General features: G+C 41.7%; 23 protein-coding genes. 10 read left to right on the top strand and 13 right to left on the bottom strand.

The window, feature by feature from the left end; genetic code table 11:
- Positions 1-156 precede the first annotated feature (156 nt).
- Positions 157-513, bottom strand: coding sequence for a hypothetical protein (locus CDH51_RS07725; RefSeq protein ID WP_100628116.1), 357 nt, complete (start codon positions 511-513; stop codon positions 157-159).
- Between the two features lie 115 nt (positions 514-628).
- Positions 629-1390, bottom strand: a complete 762-nt coding sequence (locus CDH51_RS07720; protein WP_100628115.1) for a DUF6090 family protein — start codon at positions 1388-1390, stop codon at positions 629-631.
- Positions 1391-1757: 367 nt separating this feature from the next.
- Between CDH51_RS07720 and katG the strand changes: the two genes are divergently transcribed.
- Complete coding sequence (katG, locus tag CDH51_RS07715) at positions 1758-3986, top strand: catalase/peroxidase HPI (protein WP_100628114.1); 2229 nt, start codon at positions 1758-1760, stop codon at positions 3984-3986.
- Positions 3987-4141: 155 nt separating this feature from the next.
- The gene (locus CDH51_RS07710) at positions 4142-4873 is read left to right on the top strand and encodes a class I SAM-dependent methyltransferase (protein ID WP_100629379.1); all 732 of its coding nucleotides are present in this window, start codon (positions 4142-4144) and stop codon (positions 4871-4873) included.
- Positions 4874-4876: 3 nt separating this feature from the next.
- Here CDH51_RS07710 and CDH51_RS07705 read toward each other — a convergent pair whose 3' ends face one another.
- On the bottom strand, positions 4877-5632 hold the full coding sequence (locus tag CDH51_RS07705; protein WP_232724776.1) for a metallophosphoesterase family protein: 756 nt from the start codon (positions 5630-5632) through the stop codon (positions 4877-4879).
- A gap of 301 nt (positions 5633-5933) precedes the next feature.
- Between CDH51_RS07705 and CDH51_RS07700 the strand changes: the two genes are divergently transcribed.
- Both CDH51_RS07700 and CDH51_RS07695 read left to right on the top strand, forming a co-directional pair.
- Positions 5934-7283 (top strand): Gfo/Idh/MocA family protein, encoded by a 1350-nt coding sequence (locus tag CDH51_RS07700; protein WP_100629377.1) that lies wholly within the window; start codon positions 5934-5936, stop codon positions 7281-7283.
- Positions 7284-7410: 127 nt separating this feature from the next.
- The gene (locus tag CDH51_RS07695) at positions 7411-8733 is read left to right on the top strand and encodes a polysaccharide deacetylase family protein (protein ID WP_157807069.1); all 1323 of its coding nucleotides are present in this window, start codon (positions 7411-7413) and stop codon (positions 8731-8733) included.
- Positions 8734-8942: 209 nt separating this feature from the next.
- Here the strand turns inward: CDH51_RS07695 and CDH51_RS07685 are convergent, their stop codons facing one another.
- Both CDH51_RS07685 and CDH51_RS07680 read right to left on the bottom strand, forming a co-directional pair.
- A complete protein-coding gene (locus CDH51_RS07685) occupies positions 8943-10286 on the bottom strand; it encodes a sensor histidine kinase (protein WP_024284965.1) in 1344 nt (447 codons plus the stop codon).
- A complete protein-coding gene (locus tag CDH51_RS07680; RefSeq protein WP_100628111.1) occupies positions 10276-11658 on the bottom strand; it encodes a sigma-54-dependent transcriptional regulator in 1383 nt (460 codons plus the stop codon). Before CDH51_RS07680 ends, CDH51_RS07685 begins: the two co-directional genes overlap by 11 nt.
- Before the next feature lie 195 nt (positions 11659-11853).
- Here CDH51_RS07680 and CDH51_RS07675 point away from each other — a divergent pair, with 195 nt between their 5' ends.
- A complete protein-coding gene (locus tag CDH51_RS07675; RefSeq protein WP_024284967.1) occupies positions 11854-12282 on the top strand; it encodes an FKBP-type peptidyl-prolyl cis-trans isomerase in 429 nt (142 codons plus the stop codon).
- A 64-nt stretch (positions 12283-12346) separates the two neighbouring features.
- Here CDH51_RS07675 and CDH51_RS07670 read toward each other — a convergent pair whose 3' ends face one another.
- From CDH51_RS07670 to rsfS, 4 genes are all read right to left on the bottom strand, one after another.
- Entirely contained in the window at positions 12347-13123 is a 777-nt protein-coding gene (locus CDH51_RS07670; protein ID WP_198514286.1) for a hypothetical protein, read from the bottom strand.
- A gap of 50 nt (positions 13124-13173) precedes the next feature.
- The gene (locus CDH51_RS07665) at positions 13174-13950 is read right to left on the bottom strand and encodes a UDP-2,3-diacylglucosamine diphosphatase (RefSeq protein ID WP_100628109.1); all 777 of its coding nucleotides are present in this window, start codon (positions 13948-13950) and stop codon (positions 13174-13176) included.
- A gap of 79 nt (positions 13951-14029) precedes the next feature.
- Complete coding sequence (ftsH, locus tag CDH51_RS07660) at positions 14030-16126, bottom strand: ATP-dependent zinc metalloprotease FtsH (RefSeq protein ID WP_100628108.1); 2097 nt, start codon at positions 16124-16126, stop codon at positions 14030-14032.
- 67 nt (positions 16127-16193) lie between these two features.
- A complete protein-coding gene (rsfS, locus tag CDH51_RS07655; protein WP_100628107.1) occupies positions 16194-16544 on the bottom strand; it encodes a ribosome silencing factor in 351 nt (116 codons plus the stop codon).
- Positions 16545-16608: 64 nt separating this feature from the next.
- On the opposite strand from rsfS, the gene CDH51_RS07650 reads away from it, so the two are divergent.
- Together CDH51_RS07650 and ahcY are read left to right on the top strand one after the other, a co-directional pair.
- Positions 16609-17385 (top strand): biotin--[acetyl-CoA-carboxylase] ligase, encoded by a 777-nt coding sequence (locus tag CDH51_RS07650; protein ID WP_100628106.1) that lies wholly within the window; start codon positions 16609-16611, stop codon positions 17383-17385.
- A gap of 65 nt (positions 17386-17450) precedes the next feature.
- Positions 17451-18770, top strand: a complete 1320-nt coding sequence (gene ahcY, locus CDH51_RS07645) for an adenosylhomocysteinase (RefSeq protein ID WP_100628105.1) — start codon at positions 17451-17453, stop codon at positions 18768-18770.
- 48 nt (positions 18771-18818) lie between these two features.
- Here the strand turns inward: ahcY and CDH51_RS07640 are convergent, their stop codons facing one another.
- Entirely contained in the window at positions 18819-19616 is a 798-nt protein-coding gene (locus CDH51_RS07640; RefSeq protein ID WP_100628104.1) for a hypothetical protein, read from the bottom strand.
- A 162-nt stretch (positions 19617-19778) separates the two neighbouring features.
- Here CDH51_RS07640 and CDH51_RS07635 point away from each other — a divergent pair, with 162 nt between their 5' ends.
- On the top strand, positions 19779-20651 hold the full coding sequence (locus CDH51_RS07635) for an SDR family oxidoreductase (protein ID WP_100628103.1): 873 nt from the start codon (positions 19779-19781) through the stop codon (positions 20649-20651).
- 60 nt (positions 20652-20711) lie between these two features.
- On the opposite strand, the gene CDH51_RS07630 is transcribed toward CDH51_RS07635, so the two are convergent.
- On the bottom strand, positions 20712-21773 hold the full coding sequence (locus tag CDH51_RS07630) for a PAS domain-containing protein (RefSeq protein WP_100628102.1): 1062 nt from the start codon (positions 21771-21773) through the stop codon (positions 20712-20714).
- A 73-nt stretch (positions 21774-21846) separates the two neighbouring features.
- Between CDH51_RS07630 and CDH51_RS07625 the strand changes: the two genes are divergently transcribed.
- Entirely contained in the window at positions 21847-22455 is a 609-nt protein-coding gene (locus CDH51_RS07625) for an HD domain-containing protein (protein ID WP_100628101.1), read from the top strand.
- Positions 22456-22465: 10 nt separating this feature from the next.
- Here the strand turns inward: CDH51_RS07625 and CDH51_RS07620 are convergent, their stop codons facing one another.
- A complete protein-coding gene (locus CDH51_RS07620; protein ID WP_100628100.1) occupies positions 22466-22957 on the bottom strand; it encodes a DUF4494 domain-containing protein in 492 nt (163 codons plus the stop codon).
- A 175-nt stretch (positions 22958-23132) separates the two neighbouring features.
- Between CDH51_RS07620 and CDH51_RS07615 the strand changes: the two genes are divergently transcribed.
- Positions 23133-25409, top strand: a complete 2277-nt coding sequence (locus tag CDH51_RS07615) for a patatin-like phospholipase family protein (protein ID WP_100628099.1) — start codon at positions 23133-23135, stop codon at positions 25407-25409.
- Here the strand turns inward: CDH51_RS07615 and CDH51_RS07610 are convergent.
- Positions 25403-25882 (bottom strand): Mpo1 family 2-hydroxy fatty acid dioxygenase, encoded by a 480-nt coding sequence (locus CDH51_RS07610; RefSeq protein ID WP_100628098.1) that lies wholly within the window; start codon positions 25880-25882, stop codon positions 25403-25405. The genes CDH51_RS07615 and CDH51_RS07610 overlap by 7 nt on opposite strands.
- Between the last annotated feature and the right edge of the window lie 28 nt (positions 25883-25910).

Here is a 25910-nt window from a genome sequence, read left to right as displayed (position 1 = left end):
AGTAGTGAATTGTAAGTGGTTTGAAATGAAAAAGTTTAAGGTTTCAGATCTTAAATTAGTCCACCCGAATTTTACTTAAAAATCAAGTGTTGATAAATGATAAAGCCCGATTTCGTGTAGGAATCGGGCTTTTTTACTGGATAGCAATTTGGAATCTTAGTCGATTTTTTTGATTTGAATGGTGTAATTCACCGAGTCGTCAAACTCTTTGATGGGCATGCGGCTTTGGGGGTCAGGTAATTGATAGATAGGAGGCATTCCTACTCTAAACTTACGGTTGGGTAATAAGTCCATATACCTTTCTGGGTCTAGACTCTTGGGTAAAAATAAAAACCCACTGTCCAAAAGTATCCTTCCGGTATCTATAGAATCTCTCTTTAAATCAGGAATGGATTTCCATTGATTCTTCAGTGTATCCTGTAGAGAATTACTGAGCGAATCAATCTTTTCCTGTGCAAAAGCCAATCCTAAGGTGCTGAAAAATAGGGTCAAAAAACTTCCGATAATTTTCATAACAAGCGCAATTTGTTGGATACTAAAACTACAAAATTAAAGAACTGATCTTTGTTTTTTTAAGTTAAAATTTATTAGAAGCGCAAAAATAAATATCAATCCAAAGCCTTAATTATCAATCAATTTCCTTTTCAATCAAGGCCAAAATGGATTCCAATTTGTCCATGAGAGGCAGGTAATGCGCTTCTTCAGTAGCTTGAGTCGTCAGGATAAAGATCAAAAGTCGGTTTTCAAAAGACACAGATTCTAAAATCTGCAAATTGCTTTCCGAAAAATCACCTTTTGAAATTCCCAACGCCTGAGTAACCCCGGCATCTTCAAAGACTTTCCGGATGCTATATCCTTCTTCATCAAATACATTGATCACCTTTTCTCGCTGTATGCTTAATTCATTTTCCTGAGAGTGAATATCCTCCAAATTAGCTAACCAATCGGTGAGGGATTTCCTCAAGTCTGGATTGGATACATCTTTAAGACTTCCCGAATTGATCATTTCCATTAGCAGAGAGTTGTTTGGGCTAAAGGAAATTTCGAATGCCAATGCCTCAAAAACCCATTGGGAGAATTGACTTTCTAAAAGGTTGGAGTCTTTTGGGTCAGCTTGGATGATTTTCTTGGCATTTTCAAGGTTGTTTCGGTTGACCTTGATCAATTCCTGGAGTTTGGATTGACTGATCTGAAAATCCTCCTTCAACCCCTTAAGGTACACTTGCTCCTTGACTCGGTTTTGATTAATGACGTTGTTGTTATTGATGGCTAGGGCAATCATTATCCCAATGACTAAAAGGACCACTTCTCCCAAGGCATAGAGCAAATATTTTTGGATTTTGCCTTTGGAAATAATCTCTTGTCGGAATTTTCTGAATAGCCTGCTCATGAGTGTTGGTGGGATATTGAAATCTAACCTAAGTGATTCTAATAAAAAAGCCTGAAAAAAAGAGAGGAAATAGGTAGGAATGGCCCAAATACCCGATAATCTTCATCTCGACGATTCCAGTAATGACCATTTTGACTTAAAGAAAACCTCTTCGATCTGGAATTTCTTTAGCCTACTTTTCTAAGTCTAATCAGTAGAAAAAATGGAGACTTTTATCAGCTTTTTTTCACAAAAATTCATTTATGCAAAACTGACATGGGTAGTAAAGTCTCATAGTTTTTATCAATCAAAAAAAAATTCATATCAATAAAATTTTTGGTAATTTCGTAAGACTTGAAATTAACAATTAACTATAAACGATAACATCATGAACAATCCACACGAAAACGGCGGTAGCAGCTATTCTGTGAATGGAGACATCAGCAAATGTCCTTTTCACAATGGCCCTACAAAGGCAGCTGCCGGCAAAGGAATTCAAAATGTTGATTGGTGGCCCAATCAGCTGAATTTGAATATTTTAAGACAGCATTCTTCTTTGTCAAACCCAATGAATGAAGATTTCAACTATGCAAAGGAATTTGCTTCGTTGGATCTAGGTCAACTTAAGAAGGATATCGAAGAAGTGCTTACGACTTCTCAAGAGTGGTGGCCTGCAGATTACGGCCACTATGGTCCATTTATGATTCGTATGGCTTGGCATAGTGCCGGTACCTACAGAGTCCATGACGGACGAGGTGGCGCAGGAACAGGGAATCAGCGATTTGCTCCATTAAATTCTTGGCCTGATAATGCCAACTTGGACAAAGCCCGTTTGCTTTTGTGGCCAATCAAGCAGAAGTATGGAAAGAAACTTTCTTGGGCTGACTTGATGGTTCTTGCTGGTAACGTTTCTTTGGAATCCATGGGATTCAAGACTTTCGGTTTTGCAGGAGGTCGTGAAGATATTTGGGAGCCAGAGCAGGATATTTACTGGGGATCTGAGGCTGAATGGAAAGCCCACAGAAGTCCAGAAGCTCTTGAAAACCCACTAGGTGCAACTGAAATGGGATTAATCTATGTAAATCCTGAAGGTCCAGCCAACAACCCTGACCCGGTAGAGGCAGGTAAAGCAATCCGTGAGACATTCGGACGTATGGCTATGAACGATGAGGAAACAGTGGCATTGATTGCTGGAGGTCACTCTTTCGGAAAAACACACGGTGCCGCAAATCCTGATGAATACGTAGGACCAGAACCAGCAGCAGCTTCTATCGAAGAAATGGGAATGGGCTGGACCAGCAAATACGGTTCAGGTTCAGGTGCTGATACCATTACCAGTGGTTTGGAAGGAGCTTGGACATCTACCCCAGCTAAATTCAGCCATGACTACTTTAAGTTCTTGTTTGAATATGAGTGGGAATTGACAAAGAGTCCAGCAGGTGCTCATCAGTGGGTAGCTAAGGATGCAGAAGCGATTATCCCTGATGCACATATTCCTGGCAAATTCCATAAGCCATTTATGCTGACTACGGATCTGTCAATGAGATTTGATCCAGAATATGAAAAAGTGTCAAGAAGATTCTATGAGAACCCTAAGGAATTCGAAGATGCTTTCGCAAGAGCTTGGTTCAAGTTGACTCACCGTGACATGGGGCCTAAGGCTCGCTATGTTGGTTCTGAGGTTCCTGCTGAAGACCTACTATGGCAAGATCCTGTTCCTGCGGTAGATCACCCATTGGTTGACGAAAAGGATATCGAAGGCTTGAAGGCAAACATCCTAGCTTCTGGCTTGACTGTTTCCGAACTAGTAAGTACAGCTTGGGCTTCTGCTTCTACTTTCAGAAACTCTGACAAGCGTGGTGGTGCAAATGGTGCACGCATCCGTCTGGAGCCAATGAAAAACTGGAAAGTGAATAATCCGGAGCAATTGTCAAAAGTTTTAGGAACATTGGAGAGCATCCAAGAGGAATTTAACAGTACCGCTGATGGTGGAAAGAAAGTTTCCCTAGCTGATCTGATCGTATTGGGTGGATGTGCCGCTGTAGAAAAGGCAGCAAAAGATGCCGGATATGATGTAAAAGTTCCTTTCACTCCAGGTCGAACAGATGCTTCTCAGGAGCAGACAGAAGTTCTTTCATTCGAATATCTTAATCCAATCGCTGACGGCTTCCGCAATTATATGTCTGAAGACTGCGAAGTAAAAGGTGAGGAATTATTGGTGGATAAGGCTCAATTGATGTCTTTGACAGGACCAGAAATGACTGCCTTGGTAGGTGGTATGAGAGCTCTCAATGCAAACTGGGATGGATCAAAGCATGGTATCTTTACGAATAAGCCAGGACAATTGACCAATGATTTCTTTGTGAATGTTCTTGATTTGGGAACCACTTGGAGAGCTACTAATGATAAGAGCAATATCTTCGTAGGTAGTGATCGCAAAACAGGTGAGCCAAAGTGGACTGGTACTCGAGTTGACTTGATCTTTGGATCTAATTCCGAGCTAAGAGCTTATGCCGAAGTATATGGCTGTGCTGACGGAGCTGAGAAATTTGTCAATGACTTCGTGAAAGTTTGGGATAAGGTCATGAATCTAGATCGATTTGATCTTCATGATTAATTAATCATAACTATCAATAACAAAAATGGCTCTCAGATGGGAGCCATTTTTTTTGCTTTTTGAAGAAAGGAAAATAAGATGGATGCGAATTCAATTAGAAAGTACCAATGATTTAAACAGCTTTCCACTTTAGTGGTTTTCATAAAAAAATGATCATGAAGATTCTCCGATATACAATTCTTGTTTTAGGATGCATTCTGCCACTTATAGCCTGTCAGGCTCAGAATGGGTCTCAAAAAGATGATTCACCTTATAAATTCAAAAACCCCTCATGGGATGGAACAGGTAAAATCTATATGGGGCGGGAAATATCTCATATCATGGGTTTTGCTGGAAAAGACTGGTTGGAGCGTGATAGTAGAGAGGCGGAAGAAGGAGTCTCTTTGGCGGTAAAAAACTTACCCTTGACTTCAGAAAGTGTGGTCGCTGATATCGGTGCCGGTTCCGGATACTATACTTTTCGCGTGGCGGAAAGAATTCCTGAAGGAAAAATTTACGCAGTTGAGGTTCAGGATGAGGCACTGAATTACCTCGATCGCAGAAGGAAGGAATTAGGATTTGAGCAGGTTATTCCCACTAAGGGAAGTTCTACGTCCCCCAATTTACCTGATGGGGCAATCGATGTGGCCTTTATGGTGGATGTCTATCATGAGTTAGAGTTTCCACAGGAAATGCTTCAATCCATTCATCAATCGCTGAAACCCGGTGGTAAGTTGATTCTAATCGAATACAGAGGTGAGGACCCGACGATTGCTATTAAGCCACTTCATAAGATGACCGCTCGCCAAGCTGAAAAGGAGCTCAAGGCAAATGGATTTAAACTGGTGGAAAACGGGAAATTTTTAAAAATTCAGCACTTTTTAGTGTTTCAGAAAGTCTCGGATTAAGTTTTAAAGGGTGTAGCCATTTAGGATCACTCCGTCCGAAACTCGCTTCAGATAGGTGGCGGCCGATCCATCAGCCCCAACCTCACAGACTCGGTAGCTTGGAAATGGATTTCCCCAACTGCCCCCAAAATGTCCTGACCAGAGAAATGGCTTTTTTTGGTACAGCATTACACCGTCTACATCATGGTCATGTCCGTGAAATGTCGCCCGAACATTGGGGTAAGAAGCTATCAAGTCCATAAATCCCTGACAGCTGACTCCATGACGAGTCCAGTCATTTTGAGAAATATGAATGAAAACCATGACATGGGGTAGACTTGAAAATTCGTCTAAAGTCTGCTTGGCAAAATCAAGATCAGCACATAAATATTCGCCTTTTGGATTGGAGCAATTCAGCAAAACCATTCCCAACTCATCTCGATGAACTTTAGAAAAATTTGAAGGTTGATTCCAGATTTGATTCCAAGTTTCCTCATCCACCCGATCATGATTTCCTTTCGTCACAAAAAAAGGATGCTGCACTTGATCATAAACCTTTTTGACTTCCGGCATCAAGCTCGGCTCATCATGGATTAGGTCCCCGTTAAAAACCACAAAATCCACATCTTTTTCTTTGTTGATTGCCTGGATTAGGTCTTGATGGCTTTTTTCAAAATCGGTGTTTGGCTGTCCAAAATGTCCATCCGAGGCAGTGATAAACTTAAACTTTGTCTCCTTTGGGAGTTGCATTTTGCCAAAAAGATAAAAAGGAAGCGTCATCGTTGAAGTGGTTAGGATTCCAAGTTTTTGTAAAAAAGGCCTTCTATTCATCATTACAAAGGTTTGTGTCGGGCTTTTAAAATATTGGCAAAATATAATCAGGATTTGGAGAACTGCCGATTTTCACGCTCAGCTTTTGTTGCCGGAAGTTGACCTTTTGAGTAATCGGGATTTGCAAATCCATTTTTGGAAGCTATCTTAAAACGCGAAAAGCATGCAAAATGAAAGAATGCTTCAATTGGCTTCGATCATTTCTTTTTCCAATAAACCTAAACTAATCCTATCGATCAAAAAGCACATCATGAAGAAGAATTTCCAGATTATCGACAGAAGAGATTTCCTCAAGAAAACTGGCCTTGGGGCAGCTGCTCTTGCACTTTCACCTGCCCTACTTGCGCAGGCACAAGCCAATGGTAAATTGAGGATAGCCCAGATTGGAGTAGGTGCAATGGGGGTTGAAGATTTGAAGGCAATTTCCTCGCACCCATTGGTGGAGGTTGTGGCGCTTTGTGATGTAGATAGTACTAATCTTGGTAAAGCGGCTGCAGATTTTCCGCAGGCTAAGACTTATACGGATTACAGGGTTTTATTGAAGGAGTTGAAAAAAGATATTGACGCAGTGGTTGTCTCTACTCCTGATCACACCCATGCTCCAGCTTCCTTAATGGCGATGAAAATGGATAAGGCTGTTTATTGTCAAAAGCCTTTGACGCATCATGTTTCTGAAGCCAGAGAAATGAAGAAGGTGGCTGAGAAAAAAGGCTTGGTCACGCAGATGGGGATTCAAGTTCACTCATTCTACGATTACAAATTAGCGACGCTGCTAATTCAATCAGGAATCATCGGAAAGGTGCATACCGTCAGGGCTTGGTCTCCAAAAAATTGGGGAACTGATGATCCCATGCCGCAAGGTAGTGATCCGATTCCTGCTGATCTAGACTGGAACCTTTGGCTAGGAACTGCACCTGAGCGGCCGTTTAAAGAAGGGGAGTATCACCCGGGCAACTGGAGAAAGGTTTTGGATTTTGGTTGTGGAACTCTTGGAGATATGGGGGTTCATATTTTTGATACACCGTACAATGCCCTTGCTCTAGATGTGCCAAGAACGATCAAGAATGAGTGCCGACAGCCTACCGGTTTCGGCTTTCCAGAAAATAATATTGTAACCTACGAATTCCCTGCTACGCCTTACACAGCAGAAACTTTGACTTGGATATGGTCAGACGGACCTGGTGCGCCTGCCGATCATCCAGATCTCGCCCTTCCAAATGGAGACAAGCTTCCCGATCAGGGAGCCATGTTCCTTGGAGAAAAGGGGCGGTTATTACTTCCGCACTTTATGCAACTTCCTCGCTTGATCGTGGATGGTCAATATAAGGAAATGGATATTGCTCAATTTAATCTAGGCGAGCCCGTGAAAGACTATGCTGCAGAAAGTAAGAAGCACTATCATGAATTTGTAGATGCATGTTTGGGGAAAACAGAATGTAGTGCTCCCTTTTCTTATTCGGCAAATCTTACAGAAACGATCCTACTTGGAGTGATTGCGGGACGCTTTCCCAATGAAACACTTCACTGGGACAGCAAAAAGGCCCGTTTTGAAGAAGATAAAGCCAATGAGTTTTTGGATGGAAAGTACAGGAAGTTTTGATCTAAAAATGAGATTGGATAAATCATTAAACCTTTGGAATCAGAAAGATTCCAGAGGTTTTTTGTTTAATGGTAAATGGGTTTTCAAGTCTTATTTAGAACTTAGAATGATTCACAGTCGAAAATTCATGAAATATATCTGCACTTTATTCTTCGCTTTACTTCTTTTCGCTTCTTGTGACCCTCAAGATCCGCTGGTAGGACAAACCGAAATTACCAAGTGGCAGGGCAATAAGTCAGGAGCCGTTTCTATCACCTTTGATGATGGAATCATCAATCAATTGACAATTGCAAAACCAATTTTGGACAGCCTAGACCTGAAGGGGACATTCTATATTATTACAGGAAAGATTGAAGGTTCGGGAAAAGGTAAATTTATTGGAAGAGATGCACAGGAGATCATAAATGAGACTGGTCAGGTTCCAACAGATAGCAGTAATTTATTTGAAAGAGCTTCACTGATAGCGTATACGGGCACTTCCGAGGCTGTAGACTACCATAGTCGAATTGGGTCTTTGTATGAGCAAGGGAAGGTTGAAGAGGCCTATTCCCTGACAGATGAAGGCTATGCAAAAATCCGAAATGGTCAAATGAAGGATACCGATGATATTGTATTTCATGACAATGTAGAGGATACGACTACTTGGGATCAGTATCGATCTTATTCGGCTCAGGGGCATGAAATAGCCTCGCATACGGTGACCCATCCCAGGTTGGCAGTACTAGATGAAGTCAATTTGAAATACGAGATAGAACAGAGTAAGGCTGATTTATTGAAATTTATCGGTGAAGAATCCATCTTTTCAGCCGAGTGTCCATATGGAACAGAAAATGAACGTGTCATGAGCTATGCTCATCAGGTTTACCACTCCCTGAGAAATAGAATGCCGGAGGATTGGCTGGAAGAAATCAATAGAGGTAGCCGACTTACCCCGGGACAGTCAGAGAAAGAATATGTGCAATGGCAGCGAGGACCATTGACTCGAACTTCTACCGAAGAGGCAAAGTCTTGGGCAGATACAGTAATGAATCATGACAACACTTGGTTGGTTTTGGTCTATCATGGTGTCGAAAACTTGGGGTGGGAGCCCAAAAAACGTGAAGAGTTAGTCGAGTATTTTTCTTATTTAAAAGCTCATGAAGATCAATTATGGATCGCTCCTTTTCGGAATGTGACAAAGTATCTTCGTGAAAGAAAGGCGACTACGATTACAACCGAAAAAAAATCCGATGAAATACTTTTAAACTTGACTTGTTCATTGGATACAGAGCTGTATCAAGAGCCCTTGACTTTGAAAACTTACGTGCCCAAAACCTGGTCTGAGGTGGCTTTAGCCTTTGAGGAAGAAGTGTCTACTTTACAGTTGATGGAAGATGAGAATGGAAAATTTGTCATCTATTCTGCACTTCCTAATGCTAAAAATATCAGGTTAGCAAAGTCCGGGATGTAATCTTAACTTCTTTAAATTACTTCTAGGATTTGGGCTCTCCGTATTTTCTCAGCTTCTTCTTTAGCCGGATAATATACAGGCCTTGAACGAGTATAATGAGGGGCCAAATAATCACAAAAATCCAAACATTGATTTCTTTATAAGACATTCCAAAAAGATCAGATAGCCAATAAAGAAAGCTAACACACCAATCGAAAATTTGGTCCATACTACCCGTTAAAGATCAGTTTGAAAGTGGTTCCTTCACCCAATTGGGACCGTACTTGGATATTTCCCTTGTGGCGGCGCATAATCTGCTTGGAAAGACTCAGGCCGATTCCAGATCCTTTTTTCTTGGTGGTGAAGAATGGAATGAAAATTTTGCTCAAAGCTTCCTCTTCGATCCCTTTTCCGGTATCGCAGACCTCCAAAATTATCTTCCCTGCCTCATCGATAAATGCCCGTAGCCTGACAAGTTTTTGCTCAGAATCTTCCACTGCCTGAATCGCATTTTGCACCAAATTGATCAGTACTTGTTCGATTTGTGTTTGATCCCCAAATAGAATTAACTCCTCCGGATCAAGCTCCTTACGAAATGTGATTCCTTTGTTCTCCAACTGATGGTGGAAAAGTACCTGAAGCTGATCGAATAGCTGAGAAAGCCGGATACTACTAAACTTCGGTGCTGGAATATGCGCCAAACTCCTGAAATCCGATACAAAATTGATCAAACCTTCTGAGCGTTTTTCTACTGTGGCGATACCCATCAGATAGTCCTCCAAATCCGAATCTGAAACTGACTCCGCATGCTCTAGTTTCTGCTCGATGTCGCTTTTTATCGTACCGGCAAGAGAAGAAATAGGTGTAATGGAATTCATGATCTCATGGGTCAGCACCTTCACGAGATTTTGCCAGGCTTCCATTTCTTTTTCTTCGAGTTCGGATTGAATGTTTTGAAGGGATACCAGCTTAAATTGCTCTCCTCGCATCATCAATTCGATGACATAGACGGAGAGCTGCATAATGCCGTCCGGATGGGCAATTTTAATCAGTTCGCTACCTCCGGTCTTTAATTCATGAATCGCTCGATAAAGCTCTTTATTGACAGACTCTATCTGCTCGATGTTTTTGAGTTCATCTAAGTCCAATATTCGTTTAGCAGCGACATTCAAAAGTTGGATTTTTCCATCCTCACCAAAAGTAATAAGTCCGATACTCAGGTGCTTAAATACAGAGCGGAAGTACTGGTAATTGGCTTCCTTTTCGGCTTGATCTTCCTTTAGCTTTGCCAGAATGGCATTGAATTCTATATGAAGATCATCAGTCTCTGTACCGTCAAATTTGACAGGGTAGACCTGCGAGTATTCATCTTGCTTGATATTATCGAGGAAGGTTCTCACCTTTTTAAATGAACTCTCAGCGTATCTAAGGAAGAAAATAACTTGAATGATTACCAAAATGATAAAAAGGGAAGTCATGAAGACCCCCCATTCATCTGCAATGGAATATCCTAAAGCAAAAAGGGAAAAAGAGAGCAGGGCGATTCGGCCCAATAAGCCTACCTTAAAGTCCATACTTTTCTAATCTTCGGTATAGAGAAGCTCTGGTAAGTCCCAACTCCTTGGCAGCTTTAGAAATATTTCCGCCGTTTTTGTCAATTGCTCGCTGAATCGTAGAGCGTTCCATGTCATCCAGGTTCAAGGTGGTGGAGACAGGGGCTTTTTCTGAAGTAGGTTTCGCTGATAGGAAAAAGAAATCTCTGCTATCCAATTCATCCCCTTCGGACATGATGATAGCCCGTTCGATGGCATGCTGAAGCTCTCGGATATTTCCTGGCCAGGAATAACGCTGAAGTAGATCCATCGCAGAATCAGTAAATCCGCTGAGCGTTTTTCTGTACTTCTGCCCGTAGATTTTCAGGAAATGATTGGCCAATTGAGGGATATCATCCTGACGCTCCCGAAGGGGTGGAAGGAAAATTTCTACTGTATTGATTCGGTATAGTAAATCTTGCCGAAAACCATTGTCCATGATCATTTCATGAAGGGGCATATTGGTCGCACAAATCAGACGAATATCGACTGGGATAGCCTTGTTGGTACCAATTCGTGTCACCTCGCGTCTTTGCAATACTGTCAAAAGCTTTGATTGTAATGGCATGGATAAGTTTCCAATTTCATCCAAGAAGAGTGTGCCCTGATCCGCTACCTCAAAACGACCGGCCCGATCGTCTTTTGCATCGGTAAAGGCTCCTTTTTTATGTCCGAAAAGTTCTGATTCAAACAGTGTTTCTGTAATGGCACCCATATCCACACCGACGAAGATTTCATCCTTTCGAAGGGATCGCTCATGGATTGCTCTGGCAATTAATTCTTTACCGGTACCGTTTTCTCCCAAAATCAACACATTGGCGTCTGTTTGCGCTACTTTGTCGATTATAGAAAAGATATTTTTCATAGAAGCCGAGCTCCCGATGATATCCGTGTAAGGTTTCTTAAGGTCAGTCTGAAGGGTCTTTTGCTTTTTCTGGAGTTTATCAACTTCGTTGTAGCTTTCCTTTAGCTTGATCGCAGAGGAAAGGGTGGCAATCAGCTTTTCATTTTGCCAGGGTTTCAAAATGAAATCGGTCGCTCCTTCTTTGAGTGCCTGCACAGCCATTTCCACATCACCAAAAGCAGTAATCAAAATCACCACTGCCTTGGGATCGATCTCTTTTATTTGCTTTAGCCAATGGAAACCTTCCTTTCCGGAGGTAGTATCTTCCCGGAAATTCATGTCCAGAAGAATGACGTCATAGTCATTGTTATTGACCAAAAAGGGAATCCTTCGAGGATCCTTTTCGATCATCACTTCCTTGGCATGCTTTTTCAGAAGCATTTTTGCAGCGAAAAGCAAATCTTCATTATCGTCTATGATGAGTATTTTTCCCAGATTTTGGTTTTCCATGGTTGCTGTTTTTTCTGATTAATAGGGGAAAATGATGCCAATCCATTATTCCCGCTTAATTCAAGGGTTTTGAAGAAAATATGTCCGTTTTTGTACATAAATATACTGAATTCGGACACTTTGTCTGCGATACTGTACGGTTTTCTCCCTCGGCTTATTCTTTGTACCTTTGTAGGCGAACAAAAAGCAAATAGAATTATGACAGCAAAGAAAGGTGATACCGTAGAGGTACATTACACCGGAAAATTAGAGGATGGAAGCGTTTTTGACTCGTCTGTGAATCGTCAGCCACTTGGTTTCAAACTAGGTGATGGCAATATGATTAAAGGTTTTGACGATGCAGTTCATGGCATGGCTGTAGGGGATAAAAAGACTGTAACTATCCCTGCTGCAGAAGCCTATGGTGAGCGTCGTGACGATATGATGATTGATGTGCCTAAGGAGCAAGTTCCTGCTAACATCAGCCCTGAAGTTGGAATGCAGTTAACCCTGCAAGGAGGAAATGGGCAGCCAATGCCTGTGACCGTGACTCATGTAGACGAAGAAAAAATCACGCTTGATGCCAATCATCAGTTGGCTGGAAAAGACTTGATTTTTGATATCGAGTTGATGAAGATATCCTGATCTTAGGATCAAAAGTAAAGAGCCGGTCAGAAAATTTGACCGGTTTTTTTATGCCTAATGGTTTTTACTTGAGGTTTTTTAGGAGGGTAGGCATGTTAAATATTTTAACCTTGTCACCTTCTACTAAAAGAAGCTTGGTATTTCCGACGACTACTTTGGATCCTTTGGAATCTTTGACTTCAAAAAGCTTGAAAATCGCCTTGGTGGATAGGCAATAGGTATTCAAGTGGTCGTTTTCAATCCACAACAGATAGTCCTTGTATAGGCATAAATTTGGAACCTGCTTTAGATTGATCTGGCGAATCAGATTGCCTTGATTATCAAATACGAAAACCCCTTCTTCAGGCGCCAATACAAACAATCGATTTTTGAATTCTCGCATTTCGAGAATATTCAGGTTTTTGGAGTCTGTGAGTAGGGGTAGGGGTTGTGCATCTAATACCAGATTGCGTAAATAGTCCATTCGTTTTAAACTCAAATCCGACTCATCCCAAACCCATACGATATTATTGTTTCCAAATGTGGCAGCTTTGGCCAGGTTGATCGAAGCGTCAAAGAAATTATGCTCAGCTATCGGGTTCAGGAACCTATCAAGGACCCGGTATTCCTGCAAATCTTCCGAAAAAGTAAAAATGTTCACAGTCCAAGCAGCTTCCAATTGACTGATACGACCTTGGCGTGGAGGTGAGAAGTAGTTTAGTCGGTTTCCTTTGGAGTCGTAGAGATAAAGGTCACCTTGTCTACTACTGATGAATATCTGATCCCGATTATCCATGGACACTTGGTCAAGACCATTGATTTCGATCTCAGCCAAGGCGTTCTCCAGCAAATCTTGACTCATGCTTTGCGCTGCCCAAAGGACTAAAAAAAACAAAGTGAGGGCCAGCTTTTTCATTTTTCAAACTCCATTAGCTTTGCTTCCGAACCATCAAATTCCAAATAGGTGTATTGGCTCACCCATTCTCCCAAGTTAAAATAGGTAGCATTCGTCCCTACTTCAAGCTCTAAAGGCAAATGTCTATGTCCAAAGACATAATAGTCGTGATGCTTCCTGGTTTCTATCTCTTTGCAGTATTGCCACAGCCACTCATCTTCGCCTAAAAAGTGATTTTCGTTTTTTTCAATGTTTGAAATTCGGCTATGACCCGACCAGGCTTTTGCCAAGCGAACGCCGAGATCGGGATGCAGCCATCGAAAAAGCCATTGGGCAAAAGGATTGGTAAAGACTTTCTTTAGCACCTTGTATTGCTTGTCACCCGGCCCCAAACCATCCCCATGACCTACCAAAATACTTTTTCCATTCACTGATAGCTCGATAGGGTGATGGTAAACCGGAATTCCTAGCTCTTGGGTGAAATAATCCTTCATCCACAGATCATGGTTTCCAGTAAAAAAAAGAATAGGGATTTTACGTTCTCTGAGCTGATGAAGCTTGGAGATAAAAGGAATAAACCCTTTAGGAATGACCTCCTTGTACTCAAACCAAAAATCAAAAATATCTCCAACCAGTAATATTGCGGCAGCCTCTTCCTCAATCTCTCCTAGCCACTGAATTATTTTTTGTTCTCTGAGTTTGCTCTCCTGACTGGTGGGAGCCCCTAAATGGAAATCTGATGCAAAAAAGAGTTTTTTTCCATTCAGTTGATAATTGTGTGGCTTCCCGGTCATATCGAAAGATAGAGTTTTCTGCAAAAATAAAAAGTCCTGATAGATATCAGGACTTTCAAATTAATTGTGCGATTTAAGATTAGCTTTTCGCCTTTTCATCAGTCTCTGGTTCAGACTCAGACTCTGCGACGGGAACCTCTTTCTTGTCTTCAGCTTCTGAGGAAACCTCTTCAGATTTGGCTTTGACTTCAGCGTCTTCTGCCTTCTTTACCTCTTCTTTATTCTTGCCGTTAGTATAGGCTTGATAGGTAGTTTCTTTGGCAAATGGCCGCTTTCCGATTAGTTTCTCCAAATCAGACTGGAATAGAATTTCTTTTTCGAGTAATTCTTTGGCCAAAGTCTCCAATTCTTCTCTTCGCTCTTTGAGCAAATCGAGCGTTCTATGGTAGGCAAATTCGATCAGTTTATGAACTTCCTGATCGATCATTTCAGCCGTAGCTTCGGAATAAGGCTTGGTCATTTTGTATCCGTCACTCTTACTATCGTAGAAGGATACATTTCCCAATTTCTCATTCATACCATATACAGAAACGATGGAATAAGCCATTTTGGTGATACGTTCCAAGTCACTGAGTGCTCCTGTGGAAATCTTGCCAAAGACAATCTCTTCAGCAGCACGTCCACCCAAGGTCATACACATCTCATCAATCAGCTGTTCGGTTTGATACAGGAACTGCTCCTTCGGCAAGTACTGCGCATATCCAAGTGCTGCGACACCTCGAGGTACGATGGATACTTTTACCAATGGATCAGCGTGCTCTAGGAACCAACCCGCCACTGCGTGACCTGCTTCGTGATAGGCTACGATTTTTTTCTCATCAGGAGAGATGATCTTATTCTTTTTCTCCAATCCGCCGATGACTCTGTCAATTGCGTCTTGGAAGTCCTGCATATCTACAGATTCCTTATTTCTACGGGCAGCGATCAAAGCAGCCTCATTACATACGTTGGCGATTTCAGCACCAGCAAATCCAGGAGTTTGAGCTGCTAATTTTTTAGCATCTACGTCTGTAGAGCTTTTGATTGGCTTCAAATGAACTTTGAAAATTGCCTCACGTCCTACAATATCCGGCTTGTCGATCGAAATTTGTCTATCAAAACGACCCGGGCGAAGCAATGCGCTATCCAATACATCAGGTCGGTTGGTTGCCGCTACGACAATCACACCGGAGTCCGTACCGAAGCCATCCATTTCCACCAACAAAGAGTTCAAGGTGTTTTCACGCTCGTCATTAGAACCTGGCATTTGGCCTTTTCCTCTAGATCGACCGATTGCATCAATCTCATCAATGAAGATGATACATGGTGCCTTTTCCTTGGCTTGCTTGAAAAGATCCCGTACACGTGCCGCACCGACTCCGACAAACATCTCTACGAAGTCAGAACCTGAAAGCGTAAAGAAAGGAACGCCGGCTTCCCCTGCTACAGCTTTTGCCAGGAGGGTTTTACCCGTTCCCGGAGGTCCTACCAATAGTGCTCCCTTAGGAATTTTACCACCCAGTTTGGTGAACTTTGAAGGGTTTTTCAGGAATTCAACAATTTCTTGAATTTCTTCTTTCGCTTCGTCCAGACCAGCTACATTGTCAAAAGTGATTTTGACCTTGTTTTCTGCATCGAAGAGTTGTGCTCTAGATTTTCCGACATTGAATATTTGGCCACCAGGACCAGAGGGTCCTGCCATTCTTCTCATCATAAACCAGAAGAAGACAAAGAGTAACAATAGGAAGCCAAAGCTTCCAAACCAGGATGTCCAATTTTCTTCAGTGGTTACGCTATATCCAATTCTGTCCTCTGCTGGGACACTTTCTTCTAAGGCATCAAAGTCAGTTGCAAACTTGTCCGAAGATGCCACTTGAAGTGAGTAGTGAGGGCCATTTGGGTTGAAAAAGGAAGAATTAGACTCCAATTCATTTTTATACTTGGGGTCATTCAGCGCTGCTGGCTTGAGGGTGATGTCTACTCGGTCCATGTTTTTCACAATCATGACCTTGGCTACATCACCACCATTGTACATATCTTCAAACCGCTTCTGTGTAACGTCTACGGTTGCGCCGCGCTGCTGTATCCAAGTCAGTCCAATCAATACAACCACTGCCGCGACAATTAGCCATATTTGGAAATTGGGCTTCTGTGGTGGTTTGGGGACAAACTTCTTTTGCTTATTAGGTTCGCTCATTAGATTTTTTTGGTATTTCTATAAACTTATGGTAAAACGGAAAAGAGGTAGTAAAGTTTGTTAGCTATCAATCATGAACCTTAGAAAGAATTGCGTCTCCCCAAAGGTCTTCTAATCCGTAGAATTCTCTTTTATCTTTCAGGAAAATGTGGGCTACTACATCCACATAATCTATCAATACCCATTGATTGTTGTTTTTGCCCTCTACCCGGTAAGGTGAGGTTTCACCTGCTTTGGATACTTTCTCCTCAATTGAATCTGCAATTGCTTCCACTTGGGTGTCAGAATTGGCAGAGCAAATAACAAAAAAATCGCTTACGGTATTTTTAATATTTCTCAAATCCATCACAACGATGTCTATGGCTTTTTTATCATCCATTGCATCTGCGATGACTTGACTTAACGCTTCTGCTGTCATATTATTCGTTTAATTTTGCCTTCGGTCTGTAAAACTACCTGCTAAGAAGACAAACCATTTTAAAATGTATAAAATTCTTGCCAATACGCTTTTTTTAGGAAAAGATATTCAATATCTGCCAGAGTGTCACTCTACCAATGACATTGCCTTCCAATTAGTCAGGAATCAGAGTGCCCAGGAGGGAACGCTTGTGATTTGTGATCATCAGCAAGCAGGTAAAGGGCAGCGCGGTAATCACTGGGAGTCTAAACCGGGAAAAAACCTGACGTTTTCTCTGGTGTTAAAACCGACGTTTTTGGATGCGTCCGAGCAATTTTATCTCAATATGGCTGTAAGCTGCGCAATTCGAAAGGTTCTTGCCGATTATTTTCCCTTGATTCAAATCAAATGGCCAAATGATTTGATTGTCGCTCAAAGTGGAAAAATAGGCGGGGTCTTGATTGAAAATAGTATAGGCAAGTCAGGTTGGGAAGTGGCGGTAGTAGGCATTGGCTTGAATATTAATCAGACCGATTTTGGTTCAGGAAAAGCGGTCTCACTGAAAAAGCTGACAAGTTTAGACTATTCGCTGCAAGAACTACTGCGTCTGCTTGTGACTCAGCTTGAGCAGTATTATTTGATTCTTCGCAAAAGAAAATTCGCTCAAATTCAAACAGAATACCTTTCCAATTTATTTCTCTATCAGGAGTGGGCAAACTTTGAAGGTGAAAGTGGTCCCTTTGAAGGGAAAATCATTGCGGTGCAAGCAGATGGTAAACTTGAGATGGAATTGAAAGGAGGTATCACTAAGTCATTTGATTTTCAGACTATTCGCTTTCCAGACTATACAAAGCCATTTTAGATTGCGGGATTTATGCGGTACCTTTGCAAAAGTTTTAGCAAATCAAACTATAATCATTTATAACTATGTCAGAGATTCAATCTGAAAAATTTATCCAATACAAAGTAAAAGACATTTCTCTTGCTGATTGGGGACGTAAAGAAATCAAACTTGCAGAGTCAGAGATGCCAGGATTGATGGCGCTTCGTGAAGAGTATGGTGCATCCAAGCCTTTAAAAGGGGCAAGAATCGCTGGATGTCTTCACATGACTATCCAAACTGCTGTATTGATCGAAACCCTCGTTGAGCTTGGGGCAGAAGTCACTTGGTCTTCTTGTAATATTTTTTCTACGCAAGATCACGCTGCTGCAGCGATCGCAGCTGCCGGAATTCAGGTTTATGCTTGGAAAGGCATGACTGCTGAGGAGTTTGACTGGTGTATCGAGCAGACTTTGTTTTTCGGAGAAGAGAAACAGCCATTGAATATGATTTTGGATGATGGTGGAGACTTGACCAACATGGTTTTGGATAATTATCCTGAGCTAGTGGCTGGAATCAAAGGATTATCTGAAGAAACAACTACAGGTGTTCACAGACTTTATGAACGTATGAAAAATGGCACCTTGCCACTTCCTGCGATCAATGTGAACGACTCTGTAACCAAGTCTAAATTTGACAATAAGTACGGGTGTAAAGAGTCTTTGGTAGATGCGATTCGTCGTGCAACTGATGTGATGATGGCTGGAAAAGTAGCCGTTGTAGCAGGATATGGTGATGTAGGAAAAGGATCCGCAGCTTCTCTTCGTGGAGCTGGAGCAAGGGTAATTGTTACCGAAATCGATCCAATTTGTGCTTTGCAGGCTGCTATGGATGGTTTTGCTGTAAAGAAGATGGTAGATGCAGTGAAGGAAGCTGATATCGTAGTTACTGCTACCGGTAATAAGGATATCATCACTGGAGAGCATTTCAAAGCAATGCGTGACAAAACGATCGTGTGTAACATCGGCCACTTTGACAATGAGATTGATATGGCCTGGTTGAATAAAAACTATGGACAGACTAAGTCTGTTATCAAGCCTCAGGTAGATCTTTACAACCTCGATGGAAATGACTTGATCATTCTTGCAGAAGGTCGTTTGGTAAACTTGGGATGCGCAACAGGTCACCCTTCATTTGTAATGTCTAACTCATTCACCAATCAAACTTTGGCACAGCTTGAGTTGTGGACTAAGACTGACGAATATCAGCCAGGTGTTTACGTTCTTCCAAAGCATCTTGATGAAAAAGTGGCAGCCCTACACCTTTCAAAGTTAGGCGTGGAGCTAGATACTTTATCCAAAGATCAAGCGGAATATATCGGTGTCGAGGTAAAAGGGCCATTCAAGCCAGAGTACTACAGATATTAATCAACAATCAAATTTTTGAAACCCGAAGGCTAATGCTTTCGGGTTTTTTTATGGTCTTAATTGTAGCGTTCTCCCATCTGGTAGGAGGGCATCAACCTGCGTCTGGCAGGAATCCAAAGGTGTATATGTCAATGAGTGTCTAAGATTTTCGTTTCCTCTCGTTACCTCCCAAAGCTCTGCAGCAGAATCTGCCAATCTGCTTTTACCGCTTAAAAAGCAAGTGTAATTGGCAATTCGGTCAGCCTGCAAGCTCATTTTTATGCTTCGTCCAGCAGGATTGAGTCCTTGCATACTTCCTCTGGAAACTATTTCTGACAAGGAAAAACCATTCAGTACCTGTTGGTGATTGAAGCTGCCCGAAAGCGTAGAATTCAATTCATTTGAAGTGGTAATTGATAGCCCGTCAAATTCCTCACGGACATTCCGGAGGGAGGTAAAAGTAAATGACCTTGTACCCTCCATTTCCCAATCCCGATAACTGTAGCCTTCATAGGCTAAGGACCAAGTGGTCTGATTAGAACCAGAGAGAGGGAACTGCAGAATTAATTTTCCCGATCGAACAGACTCGCCTTCTTCACAGCCGGAGTTAAAATTGAGAGTTACGGTGCCTTCCGTGCTATTGACGGATATTTCAGGGCATCCTGGCAGGGTATCACTTTCTATATTTTGATAAGAATTGAAGCTGATCATTGCAAAAAAGAGACTTTCACCCCATGCTTCCGAAATGGTTAAAAATTGGTTGGCTTCTTGGGTCAAATCAGTTCGGATAGTCCGCTCTGCATCCTCCTGACAGGAAAACAAGCCAAGTGCTGCTAAAGGAAAAAGGAGAATTAAAATACGTTTCATTTTCAGCGATACTCTTTTCTGTATTGTTTTCAAATATTGGGCCTGATGACTATCTTGTTTGGATTTTATTTTGGATTTCGATCTTCTGTGGATCGTATTTTAAAAGAAATTTTCTAAAAATAAATCAAGAGACAGTCTAACCCAAAAACATAAATTTTCGACATGAATTTCAAGGAAGGAATGCTTCGTGAAGGGGCACTTAAAGGTAAAAATATTTTGGTCACGGGCGGAGGAACTGGCTTGGGTAGATCCATGGGGAGTTATTTTCTAGAATTGGGAGCTAACCTGATCATCACTTCCCGAAAACTAGATGTGCTCAAACAAACAGCCGAAGAGATGATGGCTGAAAAAGGAGGGAAAGTACTGCCTCTTGCCTGCGATGTGCGGGATATAGAGCAAGTTGAGCAGATGTGGAAAGATGCTACCGAAGCTTTTGGAACCATCCATGTCGTCTTGAATAATGCAGCAGGCAATTTTATCAGCCCGACAGAGCGACTCTCTACCAATGCCTTTAATACAGTTCTTGATATCGTTCTCAAAGGAACTTCACAAGTGACACTTACTGCTGGTAAGGATTGGATCGCCAAAAAGCAGGCCGGGACATTTTTGAATATAGTTACAACATATGCCTGGACAGGTTCAGGCTATGTGGTTCCATCAGCAGCGGCAAAGGCGGGAGTACTGGCGATGACTAGATCCCTTGCTGTGGAATGGGCCAAATACGGAATCCGATCAAATGCCATTGCTCCAGGACCATTCCCAACAGAAGGGGCTTGGAGTAGATTATTGCCGGGAGACTTGGTGAAGAAGTTTGATCCTGCCAAAAAAGTACCTGTTGGAAGAGTAGGGGAGCATCAGGAGTTAGCAAACCTTGCAGCCTATTTGGTTTCGGATTTTTCGAGCTATGTCAATGGTGAAGTGATGACTATTGATGGGGGAGAATGGCTAAAAGGTGCAGGAGAATTCAATAATTTGGATATGATTCCTCAAGAAATGTGGGATATGCTAGAAGCGAGTCGCGGAAAAAAGGGATGAGCCCCAAGGTGATTTGGGGCTATCTGAAAGCAAAATGGAAAATCAGAAATCTTTAAGGTCTCATTCTAAAGAAGAGTCAGCATCGCTTGTCTCTTCTTTGAATGCCTTTTGTTGATTGACAGATTCTTTGATGCTCTTTTTTAGAGCTGAATCTAGCATGGACGTTTCTTTCTTTAATAATTCGACCAATCGTCGTGATTCTAGCGATTGTTGTTCTATTTCTAGAATATCAATAAGTCCGATAATATTTGCTACTCTGGCTCGGAGGGTGTGAGACTGCTGAAAAGCCAAGTCTTTCAAAAAGTAATGATGTTCTTTCAACCAGATTTCCTGCTTTTTTCGCTCACTGATATCAATGATGATTCCTTGAATCTGTTGGGGTTTCCCCTCTTTGTCCCATTGAGTTGTTTTGCCAAATCCGACAACCCAAATGATTTGCTCACGCTTTGAAATCAATCGAAACTCCCTTTTAAAAGGGATATTGCCGGTTGATTTGAAGTGTTGAATCAAGTCTGATCGCAATTGGGAAAAGTCATCTTTATGGATATGCTTCTCCCAAGCTATTTTTCCTAATTGGTCAATTTCTTCTTCCGAATACCCAAGGGTCTGAGCAAGTCCTGAACTGATGGTATTGGATTGTTCGAATGGATTGAAATCCCAAAACCCAAGAAGTTTATTTTCTAGAAGACTATCCAAAAATTCATGAGGACGGTCTGTTCCATCCATGTATTCGCCCAATGCAAGATTGTAGGGTTTTTGGGCATCCACAGGATGACCGATTCCTAGGCAAGTCCCAAAATCATCTGAAATAAAGAAGAACTCCCATTTAGTCTTTAATAAAGTCTGATCGGGATAGTTTATTTTCTGGAGCTCTACAAAAAATGATTGGTGGTGGTTTTGCCAGGCTTTTATGCGATTATTTTCATATTTTACCCAGTCGGATGACAGGAAGCAATCGGCGAAAACCATTGGTTTTTTCGATTGGTCAAAAAGTGAAGGAACTGGGCCTATCCCCGAATCACTGGAAAGGACTTTTCCCTCTCGATCCAAAGTGACTTGCATCAAGTATTCTGAGGCAATGGCTAGTTGAGCCATGAGATTAAGTCCATCCAAATTCTTCATTGTACTAAAGGTGTGCACAAAAGTAAATAAAAAACATAATTTATAGTATAAAATACATTTAAAATTGTTTGAAATGTCAAATATTGATTTAAACCTCGGAAGGTCTGAGTTTGGGAACCCTGAAAATGCTGGAAATGTACTCCCTGAGAGTGAAGCCTTTGAATTATTAAATAGCTGGGTCAAAAATGAAAAATTGATTGTTCATATGCGGCAAGTGGCTCATCTTATGAAGTCTTATGCCAAGAAAAAAGGGTATGATGAATCAACTCAATATCGCTGGTTTCTGGCGGGCCTTCTTCATGACGCTGATTGGGATCAGTGGCCTGATTTACATTGCAAGAAAATAATCGAAGAGCTTGAGTCACGTCAGGTTGATCCGGAGATTATCCGAGCAATCGCCTCTCATGGACCCAGGTATTTTGGGGTAGAGCCAAAAAGTGAAATGGACAAGATGCTCTACGCTTTTGACGAGCTCAGTGGGTTTGTTCATGCCTATTCGCTCATGCGTCCTACAGGCTATGATGGGATGGAAATCAAAGGGGTAAAAAAGCGATTGAAGGATAAGACATTTGCCGCTCAAGTGAGTCGAGAAGACATCAGAGATGGCTCAGAGCGAGCTGGCCTGAGTGTGGAGGAGCTGATACAGTTTGTCATTGATAATCAACCCGATGCCTTAAACTAGAAGAGGAGAATTAATCCTCCTCTTCTTGATTAACTGGTCTGAAATTCCCTTCTGGAAGTGGCTCGGACTCCAATTCGGAATCATAGTTGAATACTTCCACGATAGGGCTCTCGCTGATGTCTGGCACCCGAAAGCTCACTAGCATATTGCTCAAGCTTTCTTGAATTCTATCGTAGGCTTGTTTGACATCCTCAGCGGTAACTATCATGTATTGGGTTACCTTTTTTTCCTTTCCACTATCCCCATCTGCTACTAGGTAAGTGATTTTACATTTGTGCCAGATATCCGCATCCTCATAGAAAAATACATCTACGATATTGCTTTTGCTGATCCCGGTGACCTGAAAGTCTCCCCGAATTTGGGATCCTAGTCTATCATATAAAATTGCTTCAGCCTCCGTGAAGGATACCGCATCTACCAAATATTGCTCGGAGATGCTTTTGAGAAGGCCTTGCTCATTTTCTTTGGCGTATTTTACTTTACACAAAAACCACGTTCTCATCTTTTTCTCGTTTAGGCTGTGAAAGTACAGCATATCATTAAATAGTCCATGAGATCAGTCGGTCAAATCTAGATTTGATGAAAAGGCATTTTTCAAGTTTTTGATGCTCAGTACTTTCGGAGTTAAATTTTTTCATTGGTTGAAAAATTTTAACTTTTCATGAATATCCAACACTATGGTCCGAAATATTTGGTTTAGCTTTCCTGTACAGCTTTTCCTGCTTCACATCCGAAAGAATCTAGCACTAGTTCTGGTGTGGGCATTACTGTTTCTGATCATTTTTGAAGGTTTTGGTGTCACCTTAGGAATACCCTTCCTTTTCTTGGATCCTGAGTACCTACACGAAGTCTCCTGGTTGAGCTTTTTTCTGATGGGGGTTGGTTTTTCGGTCTTTACGATGGCCTTTCATATGACTACATACATCATGGATGGTCGACAGTTTTCCTTTTTAGCTGTTTTGAAAAAGCCCTTCATTCACTTTTGCATTAATAATTCGATCATACCACTCCTTTTTTACCTTGCTTATTGTCTTCGTTTTGTTTCATTTCAGCTTCAAAATGATCTAAATTCTGAATGGGAGGTATTTATCCTATTTGGAGGATTTTCGATAGGGAGCATTCTTAGCTATGGGCTGATCTTTGGCTATTTTGCCTTTACCAACAAAGACTTTTTTGTACTCTTTGCGGGGACTCTTGACCGTCGGTTGAGGAAAGTGAAGTTTACTCGAAAAAATGTCATCAGTCGCTACAAGGATATCAAGAATAAGCCTCAGTCAGTTAGGAGTTACCTTAATCTTGCCTTGCGATTTGAGCCAGTCAGGCCGGATATTTCCCGCTTTCAAGCTGCCAAATTGCTGAAAGTATTTGACCAAAATCATCTGAATCTATTTTTGATTCAGGTTCTGCTGATTGGTTTGGTGATCGGCTTAGGTTTGTTGAGAGAGCAGCCAATAATGCAGCTTCCGGCAGGGATGAGTGTATTATTACTTTTTGCGATTTTGGTGATGTTGGTTGGGGCGGTGAGTTTTTGGTTGAGAGGCTGGGCCACCGTCACGGTGTTTGCTGCGATTTTACTCATCAACTATTTTTCCAATTTCTCTTTTCTCAATAGGCCACATGAGGCTTTTGGGATGAATTATCAAGTTCCTGCTGCTGAATATACCTTGGAGCGATTGGACTCCTTGCTGCATCCTGACACTTTGGCAAAGGACCGCAATAATACGATGCGGATTTTAGACAATTGGAAAAGTAAGACTGGAGAGTCCAAACCTAAACTGGTACTGATAGCGGCTAGTGGAGGAGGACAACGGTCTGCATTATGGACATTTGTGGTTCTACAGCATTTGTATGACATGCATCAGGGGAAAATTCTTAAACATACAGAGCTATTTACCGGTGCTTCTGGAGGGGTTTTGGGAGAGGCTTTTTTCCGAGAGATCTATTTACAATCTCTGGATAATCCTGCTGTCAATCCCCTTGATTCGGTCTATTTGGATCAGATTTCAGCAGATAATTTGAACCCGATTATTTTTTCGCTTTTAGTCAACGACCTACTGATTCGTAATCAATACTTCCATTACAATGGCCAAAGCTATTTGAAGGACAGAGGCTATGCTTTTGAAAGCCAATTGAATTCAAACACAAATGGCGTAATGGATAAGCAACTTAAGGACTACCGAGAACCAGAATTTTCTGCGAAAATCCCATTGCTCCCCGTGACATCATTAATTACCAATGACGGAAGGAAATTGATCATATCTCCTCACTCGATGTCTTACATGGGGACCTCGATCAAAGGTCAGTTTGGGGCTGAAGAAAAGAAGCAAAGCGTTGATTTTCTTCGATTTTTCGATGAGCAAGATGCGGAAAACCTACGGTTTTTGACGGCCATTCGAATGTCTGCAACTTTCCCGTTTATTACTCCCAATATCCAATTGCCTTCTGATCCTGCCATGGAGACGATGGATACAGGACTTTCCGATAATTTTGGGATTCAGGATGCCCTTCGATTCACCTATGTATTTCAAGATTGGATTCGTCAAAATACCTCCGGGGTGGTCTTGGTCACAATCCGAGACTCTCAAAAATCCATGCAAATTCCTGCCAGCCCTCTTCCTAGAATCGCCGAAAAGATTTTCAATCCCTTGAAGAATATCTACTCCAATTGGGATAATGTGCAGACCATTCAAAATGAAGTGCTCTTCAACTATATGTCAGAATCCATGAATTTCCACATGGATCGTGTAGAATTTGAATATGCACCGGAATTGGTACAAACTGGGGAGCTGACAGGTAGCCAAGAGACGATGAAGCGGGCTTCTTTGAATTGGAGATTGACTGCAATGGAAAAAAAGTCCATTCTGATGAGCATTCAAACAGAGAAAAATCAAGCTTCTTTGAAGAAAATAGAAGGCATTTTTGCAGAAAAAGCTGAAGAGAAGGAGCTTCAATAGGCGAGTCCTAATCGCTTGTAGATAAAGTGCATCAACCAGGCAGGTCCGATCAAAAGGAATTGTACATCTTTCAGGAAAGATGGCTTTTTGCCCTCGATTTTGTGTCCATAAAACTGGATAATCCATGAAATGACAAAAATCCCTAAGCTGATTAGCCAAAGTTTTCCCGGAAAAATGATGCTTAGAAAATTTGCTAAGGCTAGACAAATCGCAGAAAACAGAAACATGCCTAAGGCTAAAGGAGCCGAAAGCGTGATGTAATACACCAAAACCAAAAAAAGTGCGATGGTCGCCCAATTAGCGAAGCTTCCCAAAAGGCCGAGGTATTCTGGAAGTGGTCCTGTAGGGATGCTGAAAACCAAGCCTACGATACTAAAGAAAATAGCAGGCACACATACCCAGTGGATCAATTTATTGGTAGGATTCTGGTGACTGAGGCCATATTCGTGGAGGAGCTCTTCTATTTTTCGCATCGGTTTTTTGGGGCTGATATCAAACTTT

This window comes from Algoriphagus formosus, from assembly GCF_002807035.1.
In the GTDB taxonomy this organism is placed as follows: Bacteria; Bacteroidota; Bacteroidia; order Cytophagales; family Cyclobacteriaceae; genus Algoriphagus; species Algoriphagus formosus.
Note: the sequence above shows the minus strand (reverse complement) of the source record. Positions and strands in the feature narration are given on the sequence as shown.

Excerpts from the sequence above, each read along its gene's own strand:
- CDH51_RS07615 (WP_100628099.1), top strand. The coding sequence starts at position 23,133 with ATGGTCCGAAATATTTGGTTTAGCTTTCCTGTACAGCTTTTCCTGCTT.
- CDH51_RS07705 (WP_232724776.1), bottom strand. The coding sequence starts at position 5,632 with ATGACGCTTCCTTTTTATCTTTTTGGCAAAATGCAACTCCCAAAGGAG.
- CDH51_RS07665 (WP_100628109.1), bottom strand. The coding sequence starts at position 13,950 with ATGACCGGGAAGCCACACAATTATCAACTGAATGGAAAAAAACTCTTT.
- CDH51_RS07620 (WP_100628100.1), bottom strand. The coding sequence starts at position 22,957 with ATGAGAACGTGGTTTTTGTGTAAAGTAAAATACGCCAAAGAAAATGAG.
- CDH51_RS07680 (WP_100628111.1), bottom strand. The coding sequence starts at position 11,658 with ATGGAAAACCAAAATCTGGGAAAAATACTCATCATAGACGATAATGAA.
- CDH51_RS07630 (WP_100628102.1), bottom strand. The coding sequence starts at position 21,773 with ATGAAGAATTTGGATGGACTTAATCTCATGGCTCAACTAGCCATTGCC.
- CDH51_RS07695 (WP_157807069.1), top strand. The coding sequence starts at position 7,411 with ATGAAATATATCTGCACTTTATTCTTCGCTTTACTTCTTTTCGCTTCT.
- CDH51_RS07670 (WP_198514286.1), bottom strand. The coding sequence starts at position 13,123 with ATGAGTCAAGATTTGCTGGAGAACGCCTTGGCTGAGATCGAAATCAAT.
- CDH51_RS07720 (WP_100628115.1), bottom strand. The coding sequence starts at position 1,390 with ATGAGCAGGCTATTCAGAAAATTCCGACAAGAGATTATTTCCAAAGGC.
- katG (WP_100628114.1), top strand. The coding sequence starts at position 1,758 with ATGAACAATCCACACGAAAACGGCGGTAGCAGCTATTCTGTGAATGGA.
- ahcY (WP_100628105.1), top strand. The coding sequence starts at position 17,451 with ATGTCAGAGATTCAATCTGAAAAATTTATCCAATACAAAGTAAAAGAC.
- CDH51_RS07725 (WP_100628116.1), bottom strand. The coding sequence starts at position 513 with ATGAAAATTATCGGAAGTTTTTTGACCCTATTTTTCAGCACCTTAGGA.
- CDH51_RS07640 (WP_100628104.1), bottom strand. The coding sequence starts at position 19,616 with ATGAAACGTATTTTAATTCTCCTTTTTCCTTTAGCAGCACTTGGCTTG.
- CDH51_RS07700 (WP_100629377.1), top strand. The coding sequence starts at position 5,934 with ATGAAGAAGAATTTCCAGATTATCGACAGAAGAGATTTCCTCAAGAAA.
- CDH51_RS07635 (WP_100628103.1), top strand. The coding sequence starts at position 19,779 with ATGAATTTCAAGGAAGGAATGCTTCGTGAAGGGGCACTTAAAGGTAAA.
- rsfS (WP_100628107.1), bottom strand. The coding sequence starts at position 16,544 with ATGACAGCAGAAGCGTTAAGTCAAGTCATCGCAGATGCAATGGATGAT.
- CDH51_RS07710 (WP_100629379.1), top strand. The coding sequence starts at position 4,142 with ATGAAGATTCTCCGATATACAATTCTTGTTTTAGGATGCATTCTGCCA.
- CDH51_RS07650 (WP_100628106.1), top strand. The coding sequence starts at position 16,609 with ATGTATAAAATTCTTGCCAATACGCTTTTTTTAGGAAAAGATATTCAA.
- ftsH (WP_100628108.1), bottom strand. The coding sequence starts at position 16,126 with ATGAGCGAACCTAATAAGCAAAAGAAGTTTGTCCCCAAACCACCACAG.
- CDH51_RS07685 (WP_024284965.1), bottom strand. The coding sequence starts at position 10,286 with ATGGACTTTAAGGTAGGCTTATTGGGCCGAATCGCCCTGCTCTCTTTT.
- CDH51_RS07610 (WP_100628098.1), bottom strand. The coding sequence starts at position 25,882 with ATGCGAAAAATAGAAGAGCTCCTCCACGAATATGGCCTCAGTCACCAG.
- CDH51_RS07625 (WP_100628101.1), top strand. The coding sequence starts at position 21,847 with ATGTCAAATATTGATTTAAACCTCGGAAGGTCTGAGTTTGGGAACCCT.